The sequence below is a fragment of the Dyadobacter sp. OTU695 genome (assembly GCF_038440355.1).
GTDB lineage: Bacteria > Bacteroidota > Bacteroidia > Cytophagales > Spirosomataceae > Dyadobacter.
The window spans coordinates 274156-299198 of record NZ_JASATN010000008.1 but is presented as its reverse complement, the minus strand read 5'-3'; the positions used below and the strand labels follow the sequence as shown (position 1 = coordinate 299198).

Sequence of the window (25043 nt, the reverse complement as noted above, 5' to 3'; positions counted from 1 at the left end):
CAGCATTTCCCTAAAACGTCGAATGTTCCGGCCGTGGTGAATATGTTTTGTCATTTCTGGCGAAGTGTTCATTTTCCAAAAGGTAAGGTTTCTTTGATCCTGATCAAAAGCCTAAAATAGTTGTTTTGGGACTAAGAAACCAAGTTTTGGAATTTTTTAGAAGTGTATTAGTCCCGACTTTCAGAATTTACACCACTCAAACAGGGATAACGATGAGATATATTTCGGAAGATATCCAGGATCTAAAACCGGTCTGGATATCAAGTCAGGAGACCGAGCGCCCGGAGAAGTTACTTGCGGAATTCTGGAGAAATTATACGATTGCCGATTGCAGGTTTTTCCTATGGCAGATGCTCTCAGCATCTATATCGACCGAAGGCCAGCATGTAGATGCCAGTCCTGCAGAGCAAATCTATTTTTTTGAGAATCTAGTGGTGTACCTTGAAGCATCATTTGTATTGGATCAGGATCGGTCTTTTGCAAAAGCAGAAGCAGGTGAACGCGAGCATACTGAGCCCGGAGAACCTTCCGGGAAGTCGGACTCAGCAGAAACAAATCGAGGAAGCCTACCCAAGAAGCTCAACAAGCGACTTAAAAGGCTGTCTATCTGGCATCGTGATGGATTCGATGACCCGTACGCGATTCTTGATTCCTTTTTTGACGCGTACGACCTAACAAGCTTTAAGGCGAGATTGTACGATATCCTGCAAGTGTGTTGTCAAGAAAAATATTACGATAAGGGTTGTCCTGCGGACGTACTTTATCTTCTGGAAAAGGTTGAATCGATCATCAATGCTGCCTACCTGATTCTGAGCGGCGAAAAGGAAAAACGAGTAACCAAGTCGAAACCATCTGCCGAAGTCGCGCGCAATGCTGGCGTCAGACCGGAAGGAGAAATTGAACTACCTGCCGGTACTAGTCAATTCTTGACAGAATTTTTTGAGTACAAGGGCCTAAAGAAGTGGAAACAGGAACTTAACCGGATTTGCCTTTACTCCCTAAGTAGCCAGTCTGCTCAGGAATGGGGAGTTTACATTGACTTGCTTACTTTATACCAGCTACTTGGCAGACTAGCGGAAACGGCTTTTGATCTTCGAAAAAATAAATCAGCGTGGGTGTAACGACTGAAAGAAAGTATCTTGGGGCTTTGGTAGGGCGGTGATTCTGTTTCATCTTGGTGGATTGTTGCGAAGCCCGTCCTGCCTTGTTTTTGATGCTAAAAATTAGCTGTTGTCGGATTGCAAGATTTTGATCGCCATGGATAAGTGGCATGGTGAATGCAAGCAAGTAATGAAGGCGTTCTGGCTACATGTCCCGCACTTTTACAATGAAAACCCAAGAGCAGATACTGAGAGAACTGTCAGAAATCAGGGAAGCTATTGTCAGAATCGCAGGTACACCAGCACTTCCCCCCGAAGAGCAATTTGCCGAAGCCTCACTGGATAAAGTTGCCCTGGAGTTAAAGAAGCTTTCCATCAAAAGAGGTGAATGGATCGATGACAGGGATCTGAGTAGATATTTCAAAGGGGTTTACAATGGGGGAAGGTTCATCCGGGAAGCATTCGGATTTAATGATTTTTTCAAGAAGGGGAAATCATACTATTACCGGAAATCCAGCATTATCCGTTTATCCCAGGAATTGAAATCCCGAAATGTCGACTTAGCCCGATACATGGAGCTTAAAGAGAGTGAGGCAAAATTCCAGGAAAAAGTCTCCGCGGTGGCTGCCGCAAACAAAAAGCAAAAAAAGAAGCCTCCATTTCAGTTACCTGATTCCCTAAAAGACATTGCTACCGAAGACTTTCATCCAGCAGTTGAAATTGTTGAAGCCGAACTAAGCAAGCTACGTGGACAGTTTACCGAAGAAAATTTTTCAAAATATATAGATGTCTACGGTGGTCATGCAATGATGAAATTCCGCTATCCATTTTCAGGGTTTGCCGAAAAGGAGATAAAATCCAAATGCAGGCGCTGGTGCGAGCAATACAACATGGCCTGCGATGCTCTTTCCAAGTTGAGTGGAAAAGGGAAGAAATTTACCCCGCCGGAAGACCCTAATGCCTATGAATTATGACGGCTACCTCTTCCTACTGACTACAATTTTGAGCACCTCCGATTCGAGGTACATCGCCTTTGTTCTGCCTTTGACCAGTTGTGGTTTTACGATGCCCGCGTTTACAGCTTCAGGAAAGCTGCGTTGCTGGCTCCGGTTAACTTTAAAGCACCTTCTTTGGTAAGCAATTGATCTTGTTGCAACAGGCTTTTCAATTCCTCTTTGACAATTGCGGGGACGCGGTCCATGAACTCTTCGACTGTTAAAGAGTGCAGCAGGATGGTTTCCATAAATTTGAAGTTAGGGTGAAAACATAGTGAGTTAGGACAAAACGCTTCTTTGGCTGCAAACAGAGGTAAACAGCTGAATATCTGCTCCACATCAGTTTCACCTATTTGAAAATCGAAAGGGTCTAGGATTTCCACATTGCGGATTTTAGTTTTGTTTTCTTGGCAATACTAAAACAGAAACCGTGATGGAAAGGATGAGGGGAACGGATGAGGCCAAACGCGGCCTGTCACTAGATCAATTGGTTACGCTTGCAGACTTGAAAAGTGTTCGGGACGAGCTTTTGGCAGCAATTGCCAGGACGAGGGGATCTTCGCCAGAAACCGCGAAGAAATGGCTAAAATCTTCTGAGATTAGAAAGCTCCTAAACATTTCACCGGGCAAGTTGTTAGCCCTCAGAGCTAATCGCCAGCTCGCATTTGTGAGACTGGGTGGAGTAATCTACTACGACAGGGACGACATTGAGGCGATGATCCAAAAAGCTAAGGTACCGACCTTGATTGGCAAGGCATGAATACCGCACACCAAACTTCCGGTCAAGGATGTGATGTGCCTCCCAGGCCGGAATACGTGGAGATTTATTTCCTTCAATGTAAGAAGACCAAAGAAGAGGCGCGTGAATTCCATCGACATTATTCAATGCGGTATTGGCGATCTCCGAGCGGAAAAGTCATTCAGGATTGGAAGCGCCTCGCGTGGCAATGGATTTGGAATAAAAGAAGAGAAAGTCCCCGTTAGTTTTCCGTAGGCTTTATATGATGGTAATGGCTGTTGATTTACAATCAATTCTGGTCATTATCGCAATTTGCTAAACTATTTTTGCTGTATCATCAATGGATATTACTTTGTGTCCGTACATAGATTTTATAATTTCGGCATCTGCTCGTGGCTAGAGGAGCTGGCAGAGTTGTCAGCGAGCACTTTTTAGATCATGTGTCCGTCAAAAATCGGCATTTACGAGGGGCCATATATAGCGGACGTAATTTAGTTTGAGCATAGTACAATTTACCCCATATACTCAATGACAATACCACTTAAAGTATTACAAATCGGCCTTTCCTTAGGTATACTTGCAGCGTGTTCAGGAGAGAAACAGCAGGATGCTGCTACCAACAATATTAAGGCTGCATATAAATTGTCTGGACTATCTGGCAAGAAAGAAGAAGAGGTTTCAAAGATTTATGGCGAGGGAACAAAAATGGGTATCTGGAAAGACGCGCGAGCAGGATGTGTAGACTGTCCAAAAATGAGCTATAAATCAGACAGTGTGGAAGTTATATTCATTAATGGCAAGTCTGATCGCATAACATTAAATCATCTTCAGAACTATGACTTTAGTGATGAGGTGATATTGGGGCTTTTAGATCTACCTGTTGCAACTCCGACGTTTGACAACAAGAGCGGCACCAAACGCTGGGACCAATATCACGGATACCGTTCGATTTCTGCCTTTGGTGAAAAAGGAAAAATTAATTACATACTTATTTTGTCCAATGCGGAATAACTCTTCCCATCAATAACTTACTGGGCAAATGCTTTATATGACAAAAAACGGCCGAGTTAAAAATTTTGCGCTCGGTTGACGTGGAAATGTCCACGAATTTTACTCACGGAGACGTCTTGAACATTTTTTTAGCTAGGATCGCACATGACTAGCTATCAAGGATGACGATGATGCCAAGCTTCGGTACCTGGAAAAAGAAAGTTTGGCCATTGCTGAGTCACCACCGCACTGACTCAAGTTTGCCGGATAAGGCCCGGTCAAAAGAATGCAGCATAAATTCGAACTTTCTGATTTCGCATGGGATTAACGATACATATTTTGTTTTTTGACAAAACAGGAGTTAGGGCGCCAGACGATCTGATCCTCGATATTTTTTGACGTATTTTACCAGCCTCGAAGCATTTAATCATGTTCTCCTCTAGCGGCAGATGTAGTTCCGGAAGATGTTTGAAAGTGTCCTGGATGGCCCGTTAAAATAACACTGCTATTGGATAAGGTGCCAGGGCACAAATATTTAAGTTCAAATAAGCAGTTTCAATCGATTCTGATTCCGAAAAATTTTGAGCTAGGATACTTGAACATTGGATCGATTAGAATTGAATCTACACTAATCGAATCAATCCCCTGAATAGCAGCGCCACCGTCTTTCCTGGAGTAAAATGCTATCCCCCTACCAGCACCAGTAAATAATTTACCCTGCATTTTTATCCTGTCGCTCAGCACTTCAATTTGAAATATAACCATTCCTTTATCGTCGATTACTTCCAATGCGGACTTATCGTAATTTCTTTTGTAATAATTTTTTTCATTTAGTTCCCATTCATTTTCAGTCATCTCCGCAACGATTTCACCTCGCTTATTTCGAACTATGAACGAAACAAACAGCTGGCCATTTATTTCCTTAACACCAAGCCCAGTTTCATCTCCAACGCCTATTACAGTACCGCCTGGAGCACCGATAAAAAGCTGGGATTCCGAGTCTCCAATTTGCAATCGAACGGCCGATCTCCCGTCTTCAAAAACATGTCGAAATCCATCACTGTCCTCCGAATAAAAGGTGCCGGATTTTGCTGATTTGAGTTCTTTTGCTTCTAGTTCCTTTGTAGAATAGTAGTCCGCGCGATTGTTACTTAATGGTATCAGCGCCCCAAACAGGCAAGCTAGGATATAACATTGCCATTTTCTCTTTTCTATAAGCTTCTTTTGAACCTGTAAGCCAGTCAGTTTATCATTGTCGTTGGCCGATGCAATGGCAGATAGATACTTCGCCTCTCTGTCCATAAAGTACGTACCACCTAAAGCCAGTATCGCGCCCAATCCTGCGGACACCTCGGCCAAATTCTGAAAAAAGCTATTTAATTCGTCATTACTCATGTTGCAACTGCTGGCTTTATTAGTTAGTTGAATATATCCTTGAAAGGAGAACTTTCATGTTCAAATTTTTACCAATAAGTTAAATCTAATTCAGTATCAAGCGAAGTTTAAAGGTTTATACGTTCAAAGTCTTAACCTTATCACTCTAAGGTAGCTAATTTCGAAGATTATCGCTCGACACTAAAATCAAACTTGGTGCTTCCGCAGTTCTTGAAGGGAGTAAGAACCAATAGACCTCGGCAAGCATTTCGCAACTACTTCGCAACAAACGAAAGCCGCACCTAACGGGAGAATATTTCACGAATCCTTATCGGAGTCCGCTCAGATTCGAGCCTCCTTCTTATTAGAAAGATTATAGTTTAACCATTATAAATTGTCAGCAAGCTTAAAAGGTAAGCACAATCGCACCCGAAGGTCACCGTTTGATGAACATCAAATAATCTTGATGTAAACATGTTTTTTCGAAGGCGAAAGCCGCTAGTGTTTCCACCAGCGGCCTTTTCTTTATGGCACCATCGGTCTGAGCTTCCCAGAATCAGTAAAGAGCTTCTGTCTAACAAGGGCCATATGGTCACTAATCCGTTGCTTTCTCACCCTTGCGTAACGCTGGGTGGTCCTGATGTTACGATGACCAAGCATTTTGCCAACGTCTTCGAGAGGCACGCCATTGTTGAGCATCATGTCCGCGAACGTATGACGGGCAAGGTGCGTATTAAGTGATCTTTTTATCCCACAGATCACAGCAAGCTCTTTGAGATAGACATTGTACCGGAAATTACTATTGACAGGAATCAGCCGGTTATTGACCTTGCAATAGGGATGGCTTTGATATTTATCAATCAACTCCTGTACAATTGGGAGGATAGGCACCATTTCAGTTACGTCGGTCTTTCCTCGATCTTTGATCAGCCATTTTTCACCTGTTCGGCCAACCTTCACGATATTCTCGGGAGAGAGGTTGTACATATCCTGATAGGCAAAGCCGGTAAAACACTGGAAAATGAACGCGTCCCTCACTTCGCTGATCCGGTCGATGTCGATCTGCTTTTTATGGATCGCTTCCACTTCAAATAGCTCCAATGGCAGCACCTCTTTATTGCCTCCCGAGCAAACAAACCCTTCCAGTGGATTGGAAGGGATAACCTTCTTCTTAACGCCCGTTTTGACAATCTGTCTTGTCCATTTCACCAGCTTCTTAGCAGTGACCTCGGAAAGCGGCTCGTCCAGGTGAAGCGTTAAGTAATCGTAAAACTCTTCGGCAAAGCACTGGTCGATCTCGGCCATTTCGATGTCCTTGCGTTGATACCGGAAACGGATGAAAGCTTCTACCTTACGTTTGGTGGATCGCCAGTGCCTGAGCGTCCCTTCTGAGCGGATTCCTTTCTTGGCTTTCTTTTCGAAAACAGCGATAAATTCATCAAAGGCTGCGAGTAGCGTTTGGCTTGGCCCCGCGGCCTTTTCCGGCTTTGCTTTGGAATGAGTCAATGGCAAGCCCAGATAGGCATTTTTCAGCATCACCGGCGTCACATGGTTAAACTGGGATTGCAACACGAGAAAGTGTTTTTCGATCTCAGCCTGTGCCTGGACGATTTTCAGATTGATCATCTTAGCTTCCGAGGTCGTTGCGGTCACCAGCTTGGCATCGCTGTTCCAGAAGTCGGGATGGATCTTTTTGCCAAGGGAAATGTCAGTGTCGGTTCCGTCGATGGTAATCCTGACATAGATGGGTGCTTTTCCGTCTTTGGAGGCTTTGCCCCGGTACAGCCAGAATAGCAACGACAGATTTTGTTTGAACTTCATGCTCGCACATTTTAAGGTTGGTAACTAGTGTCCGTGGAGAACCTTAAATCAAAACCGCCTCAATCAAACATCTGATTCGGTCACCTAATTTACCGAATCCAACAGGTGACCGAATAGGTGACCGAATGGATTGGTTTATTATGATTCAGACTGACCTGCCTTTTTGTAAAATGTGCTGATTGTCAATACAATTTAAACAAAAAAGGCACACTTTCGTGTGCCTTCTGTGATCCCGCTGGGATTCGAACCCAGGACCCATACATTAAAAGTGTATTGCTCTACCAGCTGAGCTACGGAATCATTCCGATCTTAGGTTATTCGAAAAACTTTCGTTTCACACTTGCTGATGCACTTCATGAAAAGTTAGCAATCAGTGTCGCTGTGGGCATTTTTTGTTTTTCGTTTCGCCGTATCGTGGTGCAAAAGTACAATTGGTATTTTATCAAACAAATTTTGAGACCACTATTTTTCGGGCTTAAATGCAGGAAATTTCGCAATGGGCTCAGATTTAGAAATTTAAATGTCTAAAAAAATTTAAATTTTTCTGATTTCATATCCCGGTAATATGCAGGTGCCGGACTCCGGGAGCGAAGGCGGGATAAGGCAATCTAGGATGAGAAAAGAAAATGTAGAGGGCTCGCAATTCCGGATATCAGATTTTTCCTGCCAGCTATGCATACCGGGATACCGAATTTGAAGCTGCGACCATTGTCGCGTGGGTTATGTCGACTTTTAGGATGTATCAACCAAAATCAACAACAGGCGATGGAAAGAGGCGGTAACACGGCAAAAAGAGTAGGGAGGAGGCTGGCAAAAGGGGAGATCAGGAAATTCTTTGACCGGAAGTTTGACTGGATCGCATTATTGCTGATAACGGTGATCATCCTGTTGAGCCTCGTATTTTTCTGAATGCCGGTAACATATACGCTTATGAAGACATTTTTAGGTTATCTTACGTTTGCGGCGCTGCTCGCGCTCTGTTATGTCGAAAAAATAAACGCCGAGGCTGCGAAAAGCCAGGCAGGTGGAAGTGGTGGACAACACATTACCCGGCGTCACGGAGCGGTTTGGACCGGGCAACGTCTTGCAGCCACGAAATGGAAGCAGTAAGAAGCCTGGCGGTTTCGCTTAAAGATATTATTCGCTCAGCTTTCTTCTACCCGCATGCGGATTACCGGTTTTCTGATCCTCATTTTCCTGTTCGGCGGGCGCGCTCGTGCGCAGATGCCTGTGCTTACGCTCGAACATCTTACTACGAAGGAGGGACTGCCTTCGAATGACGTCTGGTGCCTCAACAAGGACCGCAAGGGCTTCCTCTGGATTGGTACGGGGCGGAATCTTTGCCGGTACGACGGTTATTCGTTCCTACGGCTCGATAGTTTGCAGCTCGGATATTGCTCCGGCGTGTCAACGGATTCCAAAGGCGATTTATACACCTCAGTGGATACTCGGGGTATCGCACGGATCGATCACAATACGATGGAGGTCAGTACATTGGTTCAAAACAATTATGACGACCAGGATACCGGTAACGACCTGCACGAGCAGGGTACGGTGGATTCTTATGACCAGATGTGGGTTTGCGATTACACCTCGGTGCAACGATACGATATCGCTAAAAAAAAGCTCTTTCGATACACTTTTACAGCTTCGGATGGTGGAGATGCGTACCAGTACGCCAGCTTTTTCGAGGACCGGCAACGTGTATTGTGGATCGTTTCAGAGTTGGGACTTTATTATTTTGACCGCAAACACGATAAGCTGGTGTGTGTGCTGGGCTCCGCAGCGATTTATCCTGAAAACCGTATCAATATCCGCCTCAGTCGTGGTTCTCAGGACTCAGAGGGTAATCTCTGGATCGGTGGTTATGAATATGGTTTGGTTAAATATTCGCCTTCTGATCACAGCTTTTCAATCCGTAAGGCGGGTTTTGAGCAGAATGATGTGGTCTGTGCCCGGGAATCGCGTGATGAGAATGGTCGTAAAGTGATATTTGTCGGGACCAACGATGGCGTGAGCGTCTACTACACCGAGCGAAACGAGCTGTACCATCTTCCCGAATTCTATAATCAGGGCATTCGCATCAAGGATATGTACGACGACGTGGCTAATGGCATTCTTTGGATTGGGACAAGCAACGGGATATTCAAATACCGCTACCGGAACAACGGGGTTCGTACGGTGGCGATACCTGCCAGCGTTGTACGCCAGCCTGTGCAGGTAACGAGCATCCAGCCCGCGCTGGGCGGCGGTTACTGGCTGGGACTTTCGCATTCGGGTGTGCTGCATTGGTTGCCGTCGGAGAACCGGTTCAAACTTCACCGGTATGGTCAGGAAGAGGCATCAGCGAATAAAGTCAGGACAATCGGCGGGAAGGCATTTGTGTTTACCGAAAAGGGGATTTTTACTGGTGATAGCAAGTCTGACCACTTCCAAACCTGGCAGGCCGGAAAGGAGCCATCCAGGAATTTCGATTTCAGAGATGGGCTGCTGGACCGCAAAGGCAGGTTGTGGATCGCCAACCTGAACGAGGGACTAAAAGTATTCGATCCTATCACAAACAAGGAGCTGCATTTATGGGCACCGGAACAAGGGCGAAAGCTGGTACATCAGAATTATATCAAAGGCATCCGCGAGACGCCCGACGGGAGAATCTGGATTGCCGCCTGTTCGCAGGGTTTGTTCTTTTTTGACGAGGAAAAGGCGGTTTTTACAAATATTCAGGAGTTGGCGATCAATAAGGGCAGGCGTTTGGGAGGTGATTGTATCAACGGCATCCAGGTAGCACCCGATGGTTCCATCCTGGTGGCAAGTTGGGGAGGTGTTTCCAGGATAGCGCCCAATGGCTTGATCAGGGATTCGTTCGATTTCAATTCGGGAACTTTAAAGGATACTTACTGCGCCGATATCGCCGAGACGCCCGATGGCCGGTTCTGGTTCAGCACCAATGAGGGCATTCATGTGGCGGACCCGAAAACACGGTCGGTTCGCTACCTCACAACCATCGATGGCCTGCGCAGCAACGCACCGGTGGGTTTTTATTATAATGCGCCGGGAGAATTGTTGCTTGGGTATATCAATACTTTAAATATACTCGACGTAAAGCAGCTGGGAAGCAATGTGCGATCGCCGGGGATTATGCTGGCTTTGGTTGAGGTTAAGGGGAAAAAACGCTTTCAGGACACAGCCAGTGAAATCGTTCTTCAACCGGACGAGAATTCGGTTAATTTCAGTTTTACGACGCTGAATTTCGAACCGTCTTCGCAAAATCGGTTCAGTTATCAGCTCAAAGGTTACGACGATGAATGGATTGACATCGGTAACGAGCATACCGTTTCATTCTCGAATCTGCCGGCAAGCTCCTACACCTTACGCGTACGCAGCAGCAACGCCTCGGGGGTAGCAAGCAGGCAGCCGCTGGTGATCAGGCTTATTATCCGGCCCTATTTTACCAATACCTGGTTTTTCCGGGTGCTTGTCGGCCTTACGATTGCCGCTTTGATCGTGGCTATGATGCGTTGGCGGGTGGACACGCTGGCGGAGCGGAACCGGCTCGACCTGCAAATCACCGAATGGAGGCTCAAAGCACTACAATCGCAGATGAACCCTCATTTTCTTTTCAATTCCCTCAATTCGGTGCAGAATTACCTGCTTACAAACCGGGGCGTCGAAGGTGCCAAGTACCTTTCCAAGTTCTCGAAGCTGGTCCGGCGCATTATGGAAAATTCCAACCACCAGTATTTGTCTTTCGAGAAGATCATCGATACACTCCGGATGTATGTGGAGATCGAGTCTTTCCGGTTCAATCACGAGTTTGCCTATACTTTTGATATAGAAGAAAATGACGTGCTGCTCGATGCGCAACTGCCGCCCATGCTGTTGCAGCCCTATGTGGAGAATGCGATCTGGCATGGGTTGATGCCTAAGGAGGGCGAAAAAAAATTGACGATCACTGCACGGCTGAGCGATCGCCACATCATTTGCACGATCGCCGATAATGGCGTCGGGCGCGACTTTGCGCCGCGAACGGAGGGGCATATTTCCAGGGGCCAGGAAATGACGCGGGGGATTTTCGAAGCATTGCGGCAGAAAGACAGCGAGGCCCGCATCGAAATGATCGATCTTTTTGGTGATCAAGACCAACCGGCCGGTACCATGGTAAAAATGATAATCCCGATTGAAAACGTATAACCTATGAACCCATCTTTACGCGCGGTCATTATCGACGACGAAACCAATGCCCGGGAAGCACTCACCAATCTGATAAGGATCGTGAGCCCCGAAGTGACCATCTGCGGTGAAGCACGGAACGCCGATTCGGGCATCGAGCTGATCCGTCAGCAGCGGCCTAACCTGATCTTTCTCGACATCCAAATGCCGGGCAAAAGTGGTTTTGACCTGCTTTCCAGCTTTGAGAAGGTCGATTTCGGGGTCATTTTTACTACTGCCTACCAGGAGTACGCTATCCGCGCATTTCGTTTCAGCGCAATCGATTACCTGCTCAAACCCATCGACCCGGACGAGCTGCAAACGGCCGTCGGCAAGTTCAGGGACAGAACAGGGAGTGTTAATCCAGAGCAGCTAAAGATTTTGCAGGAACAGTTGGAGCCCGTCCGCGCGCCCAGGCTCATTACACGAAAACGCAATGATAACCAGCGCATTGCATTGCCTACCGCCGAGGGCATCCATTTTGTGCAAATGACAGACATCATCCAATGCGAATCGCTCGGTTCCTACACCAAATTCCACCTCGTAAAAGGCCCGGCGATCGTAGTTTCGCGGCTTCTGAAAGAATATGAGGAGATCCTCGATAACTACTATTTCTTCCGCGTACATCAGTCCAACATCATCAATCTCGAACACATCAAGCGGTATGTCAAAGGAGACGGAGGGCAGGTGTGGATGAGCGATAATACCGAAATCGAGGTTTCGCGGCGACGCAAGGAGGAGTTCCTATCACTGCTGTCTGACTTTTATGTCAATTCCGGTAAACTGAAATAATGTTGCCCCATTCGCTTCCGCGAGGGAGGCAGTAAGTCAAGTTCTTTGTTATATTTTGTTGTTTAGATTTAGTTTAAATAATATTTTTGCGCGAAATCTAAAATTACGATATGACAAAAAAGCTATTTCTACTCGCACTATTATGCTATTTCGCTGTTGCAAAGGTATTTGCGCAACATGGTACGATCAGTGGTTCGGTGCTTACCTCCGATGGCGAGCCGGTCGAGCTCGTTACAGTGAATGTGAAAGGTACTGCCAAGGGTGCATTGACCGACCGGAACGGCAAATACCAGATCAGAAATGTTCAGCCCGGATTGCACCGGCTGGTGGCGTCTTTCATCGGTCTGGAAAAGCAGGAACGGACGATCGAAGTAACGGCGGGCGAGGTTACTTCGCTGGATTTTACGTTGGATGAAAGCTCGGCCCAGTTGCAGGAAGTGATTGTCTCTGCCCGTAACCTGAACCGCGAGAATGCGATCGTCGCTAAAATCCCTTTGAAAAAGCTGGAAAACCCGCAGGTTTATAACACAGTTTCGTCCGAAATCATGAAGCAGCAGGGCATTACCAACTACGACGACGCGCTCCGCAACGTACCGGGCATCTCGCGTACCTGGGAGTCGACCGGCAGGGCAGGAGATGGGGCTTCCTATTTCGCATTGCGGGGTTTCGATGCGCAGCCGACGCTTTACAACGGTCTTCCCGGCCTCACCAGCGGCAACCTCGATCCTGCGAACGTCGAGGAGATCCAGGTGATCAAAGGACCATCCAGTACGCTTTTCGGAGGCGCCTTTTATAGCTACGGGGGAATGATCAACACGATTACCAAAAAGCCCTACCACCAGTTCGGTGGCGAGATCGGCTACAATGCAGGAAGTTTTGGCCTGAACCGCGTCACCGTGGACGTGAATACCCCTCTTAGCAAGGCCGACAAGATTGCCTTGCGCGTCAATTCGGCTTATCATTCCGAAAGCAGCTTTCAGGACGCCGGTTTCAAGAAATCGTTCTTCATCGCGCCCTCGCTGGTCTATGAAGTGAATGATCGCCTGTCGTTTCATTTTCTGACCGAAATCCTGGAAGAGGAGAGGGCCGTAGCGCCGGTATTCTTCCATTCCGACCGTTTCAGCCCGCTTCCATTCAAAAACCTGCAAGAGCTGAACCTGAACCCGCGCCTCTCATTCACCTCGAACGATTTCACGATCCGCAACCCGCGTTTCAATTTGCAGGCGCAGGCGGTTTACAAACTATCGGATCAGTGGACTTCGCAGACCGTTTTTTCAAGAGGGACTGTGAAATCCAATGGTATTTATACCTACATCTGGGACGACGTTTCAGGTGATAAATGGTTCAGCCAATACTTTCACAAAGAGCAGCAAACGATCCATACCACGGACATTCAGCAGAATTTCAACGGCGATTTCAAGATTGGCAACATGCGCAACCGGTTGCTGGTGGGCGTGGATTATTTCAGAAGAAATGTCATCGATAATGGCTCGGGTTGGGCTTCGGCCCGCAATGTGTCGCCGCAGGGGGATGTGAATTATGTGGACCCGTATTCAGGCGACACACTCGCGCCTGTGTACCTCACGCTGGCATCAATCGATAACCTTCTGGCCGGCCTGGAAAACAGTGCGAGCAACATCACCAATAGCTCATTCGGCGCATATGCGTCCAATGTGCTCAATATCACACCGAAGCTGAGCGCAATGGTCAGTTTGCGGGCCGATTATTTTGATTCCAAAGGTGAAAAGACGACTTCCGAAGACGATTTCGACCAATGGGCATTGTCGCCCAAATTCGGGATCGTTTATCAGCCCGTGCCCGACAAGGTTTCGGTTTTTGCCAATTACATGAATGCCTTCATCAACGTCGCGCCGCGGCAGATAACCGATCTGGACGGCAGCAACCCGCGCGTCAAAACTTTCCGGCCCGAACACGCCGATCAGTGGGAGTATGGTGTGAAAACGAACCTTTTCTCCGATAAGCTGGCTGCTACACTTTCTGTGTACGACATTAAAGTGTCAGACCGGGTCATGCCCAACCCCGCCAATATCCGCGATTACACACAGGGCGGAAAAGTGGGCAGCAAAGGTTTCGAAATCGATGTAACAGCTAATCCGGTGACCGGGCTGAATCTTATTGCAGGTTTCAGCCATAACAAAACGAAAGTCATCTCGGGCGATCCGGAAGATTTTTACAGCGAACCCGGCCGGGCGATCGGCGGGCAGGGGCCTCAAAATCTGGCCAACTTCTGGGCCACATACCGGATCAGTAGTGGTACGCTGAAAAACGCCGGCTTTGGCTTTGGTGGAAATTATGCAGGCGAATATAAGGTGATCGACAACAGTAAAACCGGCGTTTTTACACTTCCAGCCTACACTTTGCTGAATGCGAGCGTGTTTTACAACGCGAGCCATTTCCGGATATCGCTGAATGTCAACAACCTTACCAGTAAGGAATATTACATCGGTTACTGGTCGGTGAATCCGCAGAAGCCGAGGAATTCCACATTGAGTGTGGCCTATAAATTTTAAGTAAATAGATTGATTTTAAAGGGCCGGAAGCAGCGTTTTTGCTTCCGGCCTTGTTTTTTGTAAATTTTTTTGATTCGTGCTGATAAGGTTAAACGGCGTAGGGTATAAACAGACAAAGATTATCAGTCACTACCCAACTCCTTTCGCAGCACATGAAGGCATCTATCAAAAAAAACTATGGCACGTTGACAGACCTTGTCAGAGCCTGTCAGCATAATGACCCGCGTGCACAGACGCTATTTTACAACCGGTTCAGGACCGAGCTCATGCGCATTTGCGTGCGTTTCGCCAGGACGCGCATGGAGGCGGAGGACATCTATCAGGAATCGTTCGTGAAAATTTTCAGGCATATTCACGAAGTGCAAAACCTGGAATCGATAGAGTCCTGGATGCGCGCCGTCGTAACGCGGACGGCTATTAACTACTATCACCGGACCACCAAGAAGGAGGCGATGAACCATTCGATGGACATGTCGCCGATGGATTTCGAATCCAATGACCATACAAACATTATCGACATGCTCAGTCTCGGGATTGTCAACGAGATGATCGCCCAGTTGCCCGAGGGTTATAAAAAGATCGTTAACCTGCACCTGATCGACGGCTATTCGCATATCGAAATCGCCCAAACACTTCGTATTACCGACAGTACTTCACGCTCGCAACTGCTGCGCGGGCGAAACCTGCTCATGAAAAAATTGAAAAAACAGGGCATTTCAGGCTACGAGATTCCGTGAATTCAGGCCGCTGCAGGGTTTTCCGTTCCCAGTAACGCCTCTTGCATCCTGCTCACCAACCCGCTCAGCGATTCGCTCCGGTCCTTGTGCGTGCATGCGTACCAGTGACGTGTACCGATCTCCGAACGGAAAGGCAGGGTTACAAGCCCGCCCGTACTAAGGTACTGGCGGGCTGCCCATTCGGCCATCACGGTAATGCCCATCCCGAACCTGACCATCTCCACGATGGCCTCGGTCATGGGAATGTGTATGACTTTTTTGGGAGAAAGATTGGATACCAGGTCAGGCGAGAGCAGGTTGCTGTCGCTGCTGATCTGAAAGGCTACCAGCGTTTCGGAATGAATGTCTGAAAATTCGAGCGGTGTATTGCGCAATGCAAGCGGATGCCGGTTCGAAAGCAACGCAACCATGCGGTCTTCAAAAAGTGGTTCAAAATGCAGGCTGCTGTTGCCGTTAGTGCCATTTACGAGCGCCAGTTCGAGTCTACCGGCTTCCAGGTATTCCATGGGTCGGCGGGTAGCCTCCGCCACGATCTGGATATCCGTGCCGGGATAATCCTCATGAAAACCGGTGAGCAGCCGTGGCAGCCAGTGATAGCACGTGTAGCATTCGGTACTGATGCGGATCGTTTGCTTTTTGCCGTCGCGTATTTCCTTTAATTCCGCTTCCAGTTCGCGGATCACCGGCAGCACTTTTTGCGAGCTCGTCACCACGCGCTGGCCGGCCTCATTAAGCACCAGTTTCTTGCCGATCCTGTTGAAAAGCTTCACGCCGCTGGCCGCTTCCAGGTCACGGATCTGGTGGCTTAGCGCAGATTGTGTCAGATTGAGCTTTTCGGCCGCTTTGGTGACCGATCCCTCACTGGTAATCTTTTCAATAATATACAGATGTTGGAGCGTCAGCATGGTTATTTGTATGAGTGATGTTCATTGTTTTGATAAAAATAAATCATTTTTCTCATATATCTAAACCCTCTACTTTTGTCATGTACTAAAAATCGATAGCACATGAAACTTCAAAGATTATCCTGGGCAGGACTAAAAGTGGAATCCAATGGTCAGATATTACTCATCGACGCCGTGCAGAACTATCAGCGCGGCGCTTCCATAGGTCCCGAGAATCCTTTTCAGTTTGTACAAAATACACCGGCAGATGCGGTACTCATCACACATTTGCATTCAGACCACTACGATCCCGAAGCCATCCGGGCGGTATTGAAACCGGAAGGTAGCTTTATCGTCTCCGAGCAGATTGCCGATGAGGTCGTCAGCGACGGCTTCGCACCGCAGACGCTCACCTTGAACAAGCCGCACCAGATCGGAAACTTTACGATTACAGCCGTATTTGCCATGGATGGGGTAGGCGACAAGCAGGTTTCGTGGGTAATCGAGGCCGACGGTAAGCGCATTCTGCATGGCGGGGACACTATGTGGCATAACCAGTTCTGGCAGTTGGGAAAAACATGGCAGCATTTCGATGCCGTCTTCCTGCCCGTGAATGGCGCGGTGGTCAACATTCCGCGCGTGGCGCCTAGTCCGGTGCCTATCACACTTACGCCCATTCAGGCAATTACAGTCACGCGCCTGCTGAACGCCGACGTGCTGGTACCTATCCATTATGGTTTTCACAAGGAGGGAATGTACCACCAATTCCCACAAATGGAGGAGGAGCTGGGCCGGCAGGCCGAGGTGCAAAATGTGAAAGTACAATGGGTGCAACCGGGAAGCATTGTCGCGCTTCCGGTGCCTGCGGAGCACATTTGATGGAGTCACATTAGACTTTTTTGAGTAGTTTGTTGTTATGCTTCGGAAAAACCGATCAGCAAACTTCTTTATGAAACAATTAAGTCTGTTTGGGTCACAGGAGGCGTTACAATTTCCCGAGGACCTGCTGGAATACTATCCCGGCTTTGTACCGGTAAACGAAAGCGCCACGCTCATGCGGGAGTGGATTGCCGAACTGCCCTGGCGGCAACAGGTAATGCAAATGTACGGTAAGGAGGTAACCGCGCCCAGGCTGATGGCCTGGTTTGGAGATACCGATAAATCCTATACGTTTTCAGGAACCAGATTTGAGCCTTACGCATGGACGGACGAACTGGCCGGTCTCAAACAACGGATCGAGCAGAAAACGGGGTTCACATTCAATAGCGTGTTGCTCAACTACTACCGGGATGGCAACGATTCGGTGGCCTGGCATGGTGATAATGAGCAGGAACTGGGTAAGAATCCCGTGATCGCGTCGGTAAGCCTGGGGCAGGAGCGGCGGTTCGAGTTCCGGTACCGGCCCGACCATACCCGCAAGTACGGACTGACATTGGAAAACGGATCATTGCTCATCATGAAAGGCGATTTGCAGCACACCTGGGAGCACCGCATCCCCAAATCCAGGACGCAAAATGGCCCACGGATCAATCTGACGTTCAGGACGATCCGGAGGTAGCGGCAAGGCTTATAGCTGAAAGCGCTGTTTTGGTTACAAAATTTGTAGATTATTCCAACGAAAAAAGACGGGAGCGCATCTAGGTAACCGAAACCAATTTCATATTTAGCCCATGAAAACTACCCGTTTACTCCTTTCGCTGATGCTGCTCTGCACGGTAATAGCTTGCCAGAATGAAAACGCCGACCCGCTGGACGACAAAGCCAAAAGGGCCATGAAAGAAAATAACGGTCTTGTCGGAAAATGGAAGATCGTCGAGTACCTCGCCGACCCGGGCGATGGCAGCGGTACCTATCAGACAGTGAAGGGTGACCTTGCGCATATGATCGAGTTTAAAGAGAATGGTCAATTTGTTGAAACCAAAGCCCCGGCACAATCGTCGGTGCCATTGTTCAATGCTTACAAAGCCCTGGACGACAAGCGCATTGAGCTGATCCCGATCGATAAAAATTCGCCTTCTCATATCTGGTTTTATTCGGATCTCTCCGCTACGGGAGTAACGCTCGGCTATGGCTGTATCGAGGCCTGCTCGGGTAAATATGTGGCTGTACAGTAGCCGGTTTTGCTGCTTTATCCGGCGTTAATCCTTATGTTAGCTATGAATTGGGCTGGATCTTTCCATCCCAATTTTTTTGTTCAGGGCGGTGTTCGCGTTCCACAACAAACGCACGATGGAGCGAAACTACCCGGCACCCATTTGCTTGCGGGAGCTAAACCCGTCGCTGGTGCAAAATGCATAGTAAGAAGGGACCCGTAACAACCAATTAACGGTTTGGTTTGTCTTGCTTTCAGTTAATAGGAATTTTCTAACTTCAACCCTACAAGCCGATAATGTCATGAAGACCAGGTCGTTTTTATTCGCTCTTTACATGATTGCCGCTGCAATGCTGCTGCCGGGCTGTTCCAATGAGGAATTTCCTATTCCCGATGACCAGGAGGTTTTTTTCGAAGTTAACTATGTAAACTACGCCTGGGGTTTCCAGAACAACGGGTTTCTGATCGACAAAATGGGCCGGGTAAGAACATTTGATAAGCCAAAGGATTGGAAATTTGCGGCGTCGGGGCCTCTCACGACGGTGGAAATGGATGAGCGACTGGCAAAAACGACCGTCGCAAAATATACGGTACCCGCAAATGAGCTGGCTCAATATATCAAAAAAATGAAGCGAGTAAGTGACAAGGATTTTACCGAGCTGTCGAACAGAGGCGCGGACATGGGAGCGAGCGCATATTATGTCTACCGGTATGATTCAGACTCGAAGATGTACCATGCTGTGCTGCTTCAAAGCGTTGGCGACAATGAGATTTATAACAAGGATTCCGATGCAAAGGAAATAGCAGAATGGCTTGTCAAAGTCCGGCAGGAAAGTCGCTAGAAATGACGATCATTCAACAGGTAAAATGATTAACTTTATGTGAATCAGCTATTTCAAACATGAAAGCTCAATATATCCTCCCGATCCTGTTTTTCAGCACATTAGCTGCGTTTTCCGTTTCGTGCTCCGACGACGTTGTGGTTACCAATGAGCAGGAAGTTTTTTTTGAAATACATTATACCAACCAGGCTTGGGGAAACCAGTTTAAAGGTTTTCTGATCGACAAACAGGGGCAGGTACGAACCTACGACATGCCGGTAAGTTGGAAAGGCAGCGACTTGCAGCCGACGCTTTCGAAGGAGGATATGGAAGCCAATATTTCGCAAACGACGGTCTCTTCAATCAAAATAGCTACGGCAGATCTCAACAAATACATCGATGCCTCCCGCAAGATCTCGGGCGATAGCTTCTCGAAACCACTCAATGGCGGCGCGGACCTGGGCCTCACTCGGTTTTACAGCTACACTTACGACGCCGACAAAAAGACCTATTCCCCCGTATTGCTCCGTCAAATCGGCAATGTGATCATCCATAATCAGGATGCGAATGCGAAGGAAGTGGCCGACTGGCTGGCGAAAGTGATGGATGAAGTTTATTGAAATGTCTTAAACAAAAATGGGCCGCACAAACATGCAGCCCATTTTTTGTTTGCTTTAATCCATCACGGTTTGAATACCGACAACCGGTAGTTGACTTTATCATTCCTGATCAGTACCTGGTAGATGCCCGCCGGCAGTTTACCAAGGTAGATATTCAGCTTGCCATTCTGAACAGCGGCTTTCTCCCTGACGATCACCTCCTGGCCAGAAGCATTTATAACCCGCGCATTTACCCAGCTACTTTGCAGGTTGGGCAGCTCGATGTTGAGCGCCGATTGCACCGGGTTAGGGTAGAAGCGGATGTTCCCGGCCGAAGGCGCATCGATCGGGATAATGCGGCTGTACGCATATGTACCATCAAAATCCACCTGTTTGAGGCGATAGTAGGTGATACCTTTGTTGAAATCCATATCCGTGAAGTCGTAATGGTTTTCCAAAGAAGCATTGCCAACACCTTTTACCCGTCCTGTTTCAACGAAGTTCTTGCCATTGGTACTTTCCTCGATCACAAAATAATCGTTGTTGCTCTCCGAGCTGGTAATCCATTGCAACACATTGCCTTCGGATGTGTTTTTCCCTTCAAAATTCACCAGCGTTACAGGCAATGCAGTCCCCGGAGGCGCATCGGACAGACCGAACCCTGAGAATCCGGTGCTGAAAGTTGCTGTAAATGAATAGTCGCCAGCGAATGCGGGTGCTGACGCCACTGCAACAATGGAGGTCGTCGCGGCGTCACTTGTTGCGATACTGCCCGGGCTTTTCCCCACCGACTGGATGTTGGCCGGCGTAAAGGTGGTTAATTCGGACCCTCTGTAATAAAGCGTGATTTCGTACTGTCCGGCTGGGTTATTGTTGGTAGGCGTTACCTTGAAGGTCTTGTTCGATACCTGGTAACTTCCCAGCCATGGTAACCCGTTCGCACCACCACGGTCGACTTCCACTGTGGTACAGCCATAATCATGCGAACTAAGGTTCTTGATTTTAGCTAGGAGGTTACCAGTCGTCGGGTCATAGAACACCGCTGTTTCATTCGGGCCAAGGTATTCCCGGGCTGCGTTGCCGGTATTGACCGTCGTCAGGATCTGGGTGGAATTTGTGGCCGTCAATTTCACATCGTCGATCGCCCACCATATTTCCGAGCGGGAAGTGTAACGGAACCTGAATTTCATATTGACATTCGCATAGGAATCCGGGATGTTCAGGACTTTAACCACGGATGTGTAGCCTAAAAGACTTCCGATATTGCCGGTTGCTTCATTTTGCGTCAGCAGGGGCTGCCACGCTGTGCCGCTCCATACTTCGACAGTTCCAACTTCCGCATCGCTACCGATTTGTCTTTCCCAAACCTGCCTGAAGGTGAGCACCATGTTTTTCCTTCCGGAAGTATTAATGGCAGGAGTTTCCAGGATCTCGTCAAGAATGTAGGCATTATTGATGGCGCTGTTCATAAAGAAGAACGGCGACAGGTCTTCGAACCCCGCGTTGCTGAATTGTGATACTGCCCACGTATGGAACGAGTTGCCCCCATTGATCGGGTTCCAGCCTTGCGCGCCGTTATTAAAATTGGAACTCAGCAGTTCGTCGGTGTAATTGCCCGGCGCCAGATCGTCGTCATTGATCGTCAGCTCGAAATTCTGCAGAGTGCCTGCCGCATAGCCATTTCCACCATTGGCATTCAGTGCATAGCTGAGGTTGATCGTTTCGGGCCCCTCCACATATGCGTCGTTGAAAATGCGGACGGTAACAGTTTTGGTCATTGAACCCGCGTCGAGCGTGACGAATGCCGGCGAAATGATATAGTCGGCGGTAGGCCCCTGCTTGGCGGTGCCGGTTGGGGTATTGAATGTAACGGTTACCGGCTGGGTCGGAGCTTTGTCTATCCCAACGGTAACCACTTTATCGATGTATTTAAGACAGCCCGCCGGATCCACGGTAGTTGCTTCCCCCTCGTTCATGGTAGCACCAGCCGCCGCAAAGTGAACCGCTGGCGTAACCGCGCAGGAATACACACGGATGTCATCTACATACCACCCTTCGATACCGCCACAAATATCCGTGCCGAGTTCGAAGCGGAATTGGATGGTGTTGCCGGCGACCAGGCCAATGGCGATACTACTAAGGTCGATCTGGCTCTGGCCCCACGATCCCGTTACCGATCCCGGGTCTGTTCCCGTGAAGGCAGGCTGGCCCTGCATCGGATTGGTGTTACCCGCGGCCGAGGCGTTCAGTAAATTGTTGTAGCCATTGGCTGTAAATGCCGCAGCGGGCACGAGAGTCCACGCACCGCCATTAATCCTGAATTTGATGTTACCGCCGTCCCAGGTATCTTCAATGGCGATATAATGGTCAAATGCCATATTCAGATTGCCGGGTGTTCCGGCGGGGATCGTAATGACAGGGCTTTCTATGCGGATAATGCCTGCCTGGGAGGTACCCGAGGTGCAAGCGCCGCCCTGGTAGTTGATCCCGAATGCAGCATGACCGGGACGTCCGCCGGGCGATGCTACCTGCTGCCACTGGCGGCTAAACCAGCCTGCCGACGCTGTTTCGAAAGACGTGGTAAATCCGCCGAGGCCTGACTCAAAACCTTCGTAAAAAATGGCGAGGCCTGCACTCGCACCCTCGCATAGGGCAGGAGCGGGTTTTAGCGTGGCGGTGAACCCGCAATTGGTCTCGACACGCAGCTCAACGGCAGCGATTACCTTAACAAGCTCGGCAACATCGCTGGCAGAAATGATCTGGCCGGAAGCACCGGGAGCGGAAACACCTGTCGATAAGCCTAGCAAGTTGACGCCGATCAGGTCGGTTGCGGAAGCTTCCAGGATATCTGCCTGCGCCGCAAAATCGGTTGTGGCAGTCATGTATGCCGATTGCGCCCGCCAGAAAATGTGGGCAGCTTTGGTGAGTCCGATGCCGGTGATTGTCTGGCCGTTGTAAGTGCCTCCGTCAACCAGCAATGCGTAGGCGTGGTTGATCACCCCGCTGTTGCTATGTACCCCGCCTTGGTCGGAGTTGGCACACCAGTATTGGGGGTCGGTTACTTTACCGGCGTCCCCTTTGCAAGTCGGGTCCCACATGTCGCGGAGTGCCCCGCCGAAAGCGGTGGCTTTCTCGCCCATTTGCCACCGATCTGAACTTGCACATCCGGTCCGGTTGGCGTTGGATTCGCCGGCATCCATATAGCCGTCGAGCTGGTCTACGGTTTCGCCCCAGATGTCGGAATAGGCCTCGTTCAGTGCTCCGGGTTGCCACTGGTAAATAAGCCCGCTGGTGTATTCGGTGTAGGCATGCCCCCATTCGTGCGCCACCACGTCGTCGGTGGCGGTTCCGGTACAATAGTTGGCGCTTATGCCGTTCCAGTTGGCATTCGGGCAGTTGATACTGGGGTTGTTATTGATCGTAATCATGGTCGCATCCGCGTCGTTGTAGGAAGTGTAGCCGAATGCGTTTTTGATCAGATTGTAAATGAAGCCCGAACTTTCCACTTCCGACTGCTGCCATTGGTCGAGCGTGCCGGGAAAAGCGTCACCTTCTTTCCACTTCAGATTAGGGGCTGTAGCAGAAGTTTCATAAAGCTCCCTATTAATTTGATGCATACCCGTGAACTGCTCAACGAGCTGGCCATTGTGTGCGTCGATATACAGAAATTCGCGCACATCCGCGTCGTTACGTACTTCCACTTCATAGACAAGGAGTTTCGCTCCATTGTAGCCCTGGGCGAGCCCTTTCTGGAAAATGTAGAGCGTGCTTTTATTGACCTTCACAGGAACTGACGATTTACCCAGTTGCTGCCCTTTCACGAGCCCGCTCGCGATGGATTCCGCCTCGTGCTGGGCCAGGGTAGGCACTACGTTGACTTTGATTTCGGAAATAAAGTTGCCGTTAAGGGCGGTGAGCGCTTGCGCATTGTTATAGTGGAACTTCATCAGACCGTCGTATACCGGCACGCCTTTATACGTTTGCTGCAACGTGATGTTTTGCAAGCCATAATTGTCTGTTTTTTGTTCCCTGAGACGAAACTCATCTTCACCGGGCCGAAGCGCAAATAGGGTTTTGTACTGTGAAACGAAGTTAATCGATTTCTGCTGAGCGTCACCACCGTTAATTTGTAGCGCCCTTTGGGCGGGAAAGCGGAGGAAACTTAGTGATCCGGTAGCGGGATCAATCGTAGGAAGCGCGCCGGTGCTGGCAGCAAATGCGTCAATTGCTCCTTTCGTGGGGGTCTGAGCAAAGGAGAGATGAGCGCACAAAAATAGCAGGAGAATAATCGGTAAAAAGTGTTTCATGAAGTTCGAAAAATGGTGAGGTGACTGGGTCTAATTTAGTCAAATTTTTAATCGAAATAATTATATATCTTCATGATTGTCTGACGTTTGCTACTCATTTTACTTAAAGGAGTCCAGATGACGTAGCAACGCGTGTGTTGGAGATCGGCGAGCAGCAAAAAATTACCGTAAATCGTGGTTTTAATAGAAAAAGCCAGCAGCCCAGGCGATCCCGCCCATGATATGTTTCATCGAGGTGGAATCACTATATGTGGATGCGTTGTGCCCGATGGCGGTATAAAACATTCTGCCTTTGCCAACCGGTCGTGACCAGGAAATAGGATGGTCGTCGCCCATGGCTTTGGGCCAGAAAGCGGGGTAGGTGCTTTCATCGACGGTCAATAGTACCTGAAAACCCGGTTTTCCCCGGACGTTTTCGTGAAAATTGTACCATTCGTCCTTTTTCGTCCAGCGTGCTGGCAGGCCTATGCCAGCGGGGTGAGAGCCCGGTTCGGTTACGATTTGAGCTTTGGGGGTGGGGTAGGGTAAAAAAGTATGGTTCCGAAAACGTGTACCGAGCAGCGTCCCGTACCATTTCCAGTCGTACTCGCAGTCGGCGGCGGAGTGAATGCCTGCGTAGCCCCCGCCATTTTCGATGTATTTTTCAAATGCGCGTTGCTGAGCGTCGGTGAGGAAATCGCCGGTAGGGGACAGGAATACGACGGCGTGGTAGGATTTCAGGCAAGGTCCGTCAAAATAGGCCCCATTCTCTGTTGCTATCACTTCCCAGCCGCGTTTTTGGGCTGCTTCCTTAATCGCTTTCACACCCGCTTCGATGGATGCGTGGCGATAACCATTCGTTTTAGAGAATACCAATATGGCATTCGGCCCGGTCGCCAAACAATTAGCCGGAATGGCTGTATCAAAAGCCGGTTTCTGCCACGGCAGCCAGCGCATGCTATGCAAGGCGTACCCGGCAGCACCTGCGACGAGAAGCACAGTCAAGGATAATATTTTGAAAACCAGTCCCCGTTTCATTTCTTGGTGACGATACCAGTCGATATGTGGATGTG

21 protein-coding genes and 1 tRNA gene are annotated in these 25043 nt (G+C 48.7%); 15 read left to right on the top strand and 7 right to left on the bottom strand.

Annotated features, from left to right (window positions below; genetic code table 11):
- Window positions 1-212 precede the first annotated feature (212 nt).
- Both AAHB90_RS17225 and AAHB90_RS17220 read left to right on the top strand, forming a co-directional pair.
- Window positions 213-1121 (top strand): hypothetical protein, encoded by a 909-nt coding sequence (locus tag AAHB90_RS17225; protein WP_342086449.1) that lies wholly within the window; start codon window positions 213-215, stop codon window positions 1119-1121.
- 206 nt (window positions 1122-1327) lie between these two features.
- A complete protein-coding gene (locus AAHB90_RS17220) occupies window positions 1328-2074 on the top strand; it encodes a hypothetical protein (RefSeq protein ID WP_342086448.1) in 747 nt (248 codons plus the stop codon).
- A 101-nt stretch (window positions 2075-2175) separates the two neighbouring features.
- Here AAHB90_RS17220 and AAHB90_RS17215 read toward each other — a convergent pair whose 3' ends face one another.
- Complete coding sequence (locus tag AAHB90_RS17215; protein ID WP_342086447.1) at window positions 2176-2478, bottom strand: hypothetical protein; 303 nt, start codon at window positions 2476-2478, stop codon at window positions 2176-2178.
- A gap of 50 nt (window positions 2479-2528) precedes the next feature.
- Here AAHB90_RS17215 and AAHB90_RS17210 point away from each other — a divergent pair, with 50 nt between their 5' ends.
- Together AAHB90_RS17210 and AAHB90_RS17205 are read left to right on the top strand one after the other, a co-directional pair.
- Window positions 2529-2855, top strand: a complete 327-nt coding sequence (locus AAHB90_RS17210; RefSeq protein WP_342086446.1) for a helix-turn-helix domain-containing protein — start codon at window positions 2529-2531, stop codon at window positions 2853-2855.
- A gap of 507 nt (window positions 2856-3362) precedes the next feature.
- Entirely contained in the window at window positions 3363-3845 is a 483-nt protein-coding gene (locus tag AAHB90_RS17205) for a hypothetical protein (RefSeq protein ID WP_342086445.1), read from the top strand.
- Between the two features lie 534 nt (window positions 3846-4379).
- Here AAHB90_RS17205 and AAHB90_RS17200 read toward each other — a convergent pair.
- The 3 genes from AAHB90_RS17200 to AAHB90_RS17190 all read right to left on the bottom strand — a co-directional run bounded on the left by AAHB90_RS17200 (window position 4380) and on the right by AAHB90_RS17190 (window position 7319).
- A complete protein-coding gene (locus AAHB90_RS17200; RefSeq protein WP_342086444.1) occupies window positions 4380-5219 on the bottom strand; it encodes a hypothetical protein in 840 nt (279 codons plus the stop codon).
- 504 nt (window positions 5220-5723) lie between these two features.
- A complete protein-coding gene (locus AAHB90_RS17195; protein WP_342086443.1) occupies window positions 5724-7019 on the bottom strand; it encodes a site-specific integrase in 1296 nt (431 codons plus the stop codon).
- 227 nt (window positions 7020-7246) lie between these two features.
- Window positions 7247-7319, bottom strand: a tRNA-Lys gene (locus AAHB90_RS17190).
- Window positions 7320-7784: 465 nt separating this feature from the next.
- Here AAHB90_RS17190 and AAHB90_RS17185 point away from each other — a divergent pair.
- The 6 genes from AAHB90_RS17185 to AAHB90_RS17160 all read left to right on the top strand — a co-directional run bounded on the left by AAHB90_RS17185 (window position 7785) and on the right by AAHB90_RS17160 (window position 15288).
- Window positions 7785-7928 carry a hypothetical protein gene (locus AAHB90_RS17185; RefSeq protein WP_342086442.1) on the top strand — a complete coding sequence of 48 codons (144 nt, stop codon included), beginning with the start codon at window positions 7785-7787 and terminating at the stop codon, window positions 7926-7928.
- 21 nt (window positions 7929-7949) lie between these two features.
- Window positions 7950-8129 (top strand): hypothetical protein, encoded by a 180-nt coding sequence (locus AAHB90_RS17180; protein WP_342086441.1) that lies wholly within the window; start codon window positions 7950-7952, stop codon window positions 8127-8129.
- A gap of 54 nt (window positions 8130-8183) precedes the next feature.
- Entirely contained in the window at window positions 8184-11210 is a 3027-nt protein-coding gene (locus tag AAHB90_RS17175) for a sensor histidine kinase (RefSeq protein ID WP_342086440.1), read from the top strand.
- 3 nt (window positions 11211-11213) lie between these two features.
- The gene (locus AAHB90_RS17170; protein ID WP_342086439.1) at window positions 11214-12020 is read left to right on the top strand and encodes a LytR/AlgR family response regulator transcription factor; all 807 of its coding nucleotides are present in this window, start codon (window positions 11214-11216) and stop codon (window positions 12018-12020) included.
- Window positions 12021-12130: 110 nt separating this feature from the next.
- Entirely contained in the window at window positions 12131-14551 is a 2421-nt protein-coding gene (locus AAHB90_RS17165) for a TonB-dependent receptor (protein WP_342086438.1), read from the top strand.
- A gap of 152 nt (window positions 14552-14703) precedes the next feature.
- Entirely contained in the window at window positions 14704-15288 is a 585-nt protein-coding gene (locus AAHB90_RS17160) for an RNA polymerase sigma factor (RefSeq protein WP_342086437.1), read from the top strand.
- Between the two features lie 2 nt (window positions 15289-15290).
- Here AAHB90_RS17160 and AAHB90_RS17155 read toward each other — a convergent pair whose 3' ends face one another.
- The gene (locus AAHB90_RS17155) at window positions 15291-16193 is read right to left on the bottom strand and encodes a LysR family transcriptional regulator (protein ID WP_342086436.1); all 903 of its coding nucleotides are present in this window, start codon (window positions 16191-16193) and stop codon (window positions 15291-15293) included.
- Between the two features lie 102 nt (window positions 16194-16295).
- On the opposite strand from AAHB90_RS17155, the gene AAHB90_RS17150 reads away from it, so the two are divergent.
- The 5 genes from AAHB90_RS17150 to AAHB90_RS17130 all read left to right on the top strand — a co-directional run bounded on the left by AAHB90_RS17150 (window position 16296) and on the right by AAHB90_RS17130 (window position 19705).
- Window positions 16296-17051, top strand: coding sequence for an MBL fold metallo-hydrolase (locus tag AAHB90_RS17150; RefSeq protein ID WP_342086435.1), 756 nt, complete (start codon window positions 16296-16298; stop codon window positions 17049-17051).
- Window positions 17052-17121: 70 nt separating this feature from the next.
- On the top strand, window positions 17122-17730 hold the full coding sequence (locus AAHB90_RS17145; protein ID WP_342086434.1) for an alpha-ketoglutarate-dependent dioxygenase AlkB family protein: 609 nt from the start codon (window positions 17122-17124) through the stop codon (window positions 17728-17730).
- 112 nt (window positions 17731-17842) lie between these two features.
- A complete protein-coding gene (locus tag AAHB90_RS17140) occupies window positions 17843-18286 on the top strand; it encodes a hypothetical protein (RefSeq protein ID WP_342086433.1) in 444 nt (147 codons plus the stop codon).
- Between the two features lie 280 nt (window positions 18287-18566).
- Window positions 18567-19106, top strand: a complete 540-nt coding sequence (locus AAHB90_RS17135) for a hypothetical protein (RefSeq protein WP_342086432.1) — start codon at window positions 18567-18569, stop codon at window positions 19104-19106.
- 59 nt (window positions 19107-19165) lie between these two features.
- Window positions 19166-19705: a hypothetical protein gene (locus tag AAHB90_RS17130; protein WP_342086431.1), complete on the top strand. Its 540-nt coding sequence runs from the start codon at window positions 19166-19168 to the stop codon at window positions 19703-19705.
- A 62-nt stretch (window positions 19706-19767) separates the two neighbouring features.
- Here AAHB90_RS17130 and AAHB90_RS17125 read toward each other — a convergent pair whose 3' ends face one another.
- Both AAHB90_RS17125 and AAHB90_RS17120 read right to left on the bottom strand, forming a co-directional pair.
- Window positions 19768-23991, bottom strand: a complete 4224-nt coding sequence (locus AAHB90_RS17125) for a M4 family metallopeptidase (protein ID WP_342086430.1) — start codon at window positions 23989-23991, stop codon at window positions 19768-19770.
- Window positions 23992-24171: 180 nt separating this feature from the next.
- Entirely contained in the window at window positions 24172-25008 is an 837-nt protein-coding gene (locus AAHB90_RS17120) for a ThuA domain-containing protein (protein WP_342086429.1), read from the bottom strand.
- Window positions 25009-25043: the final 35 nt, after the last annotated feature.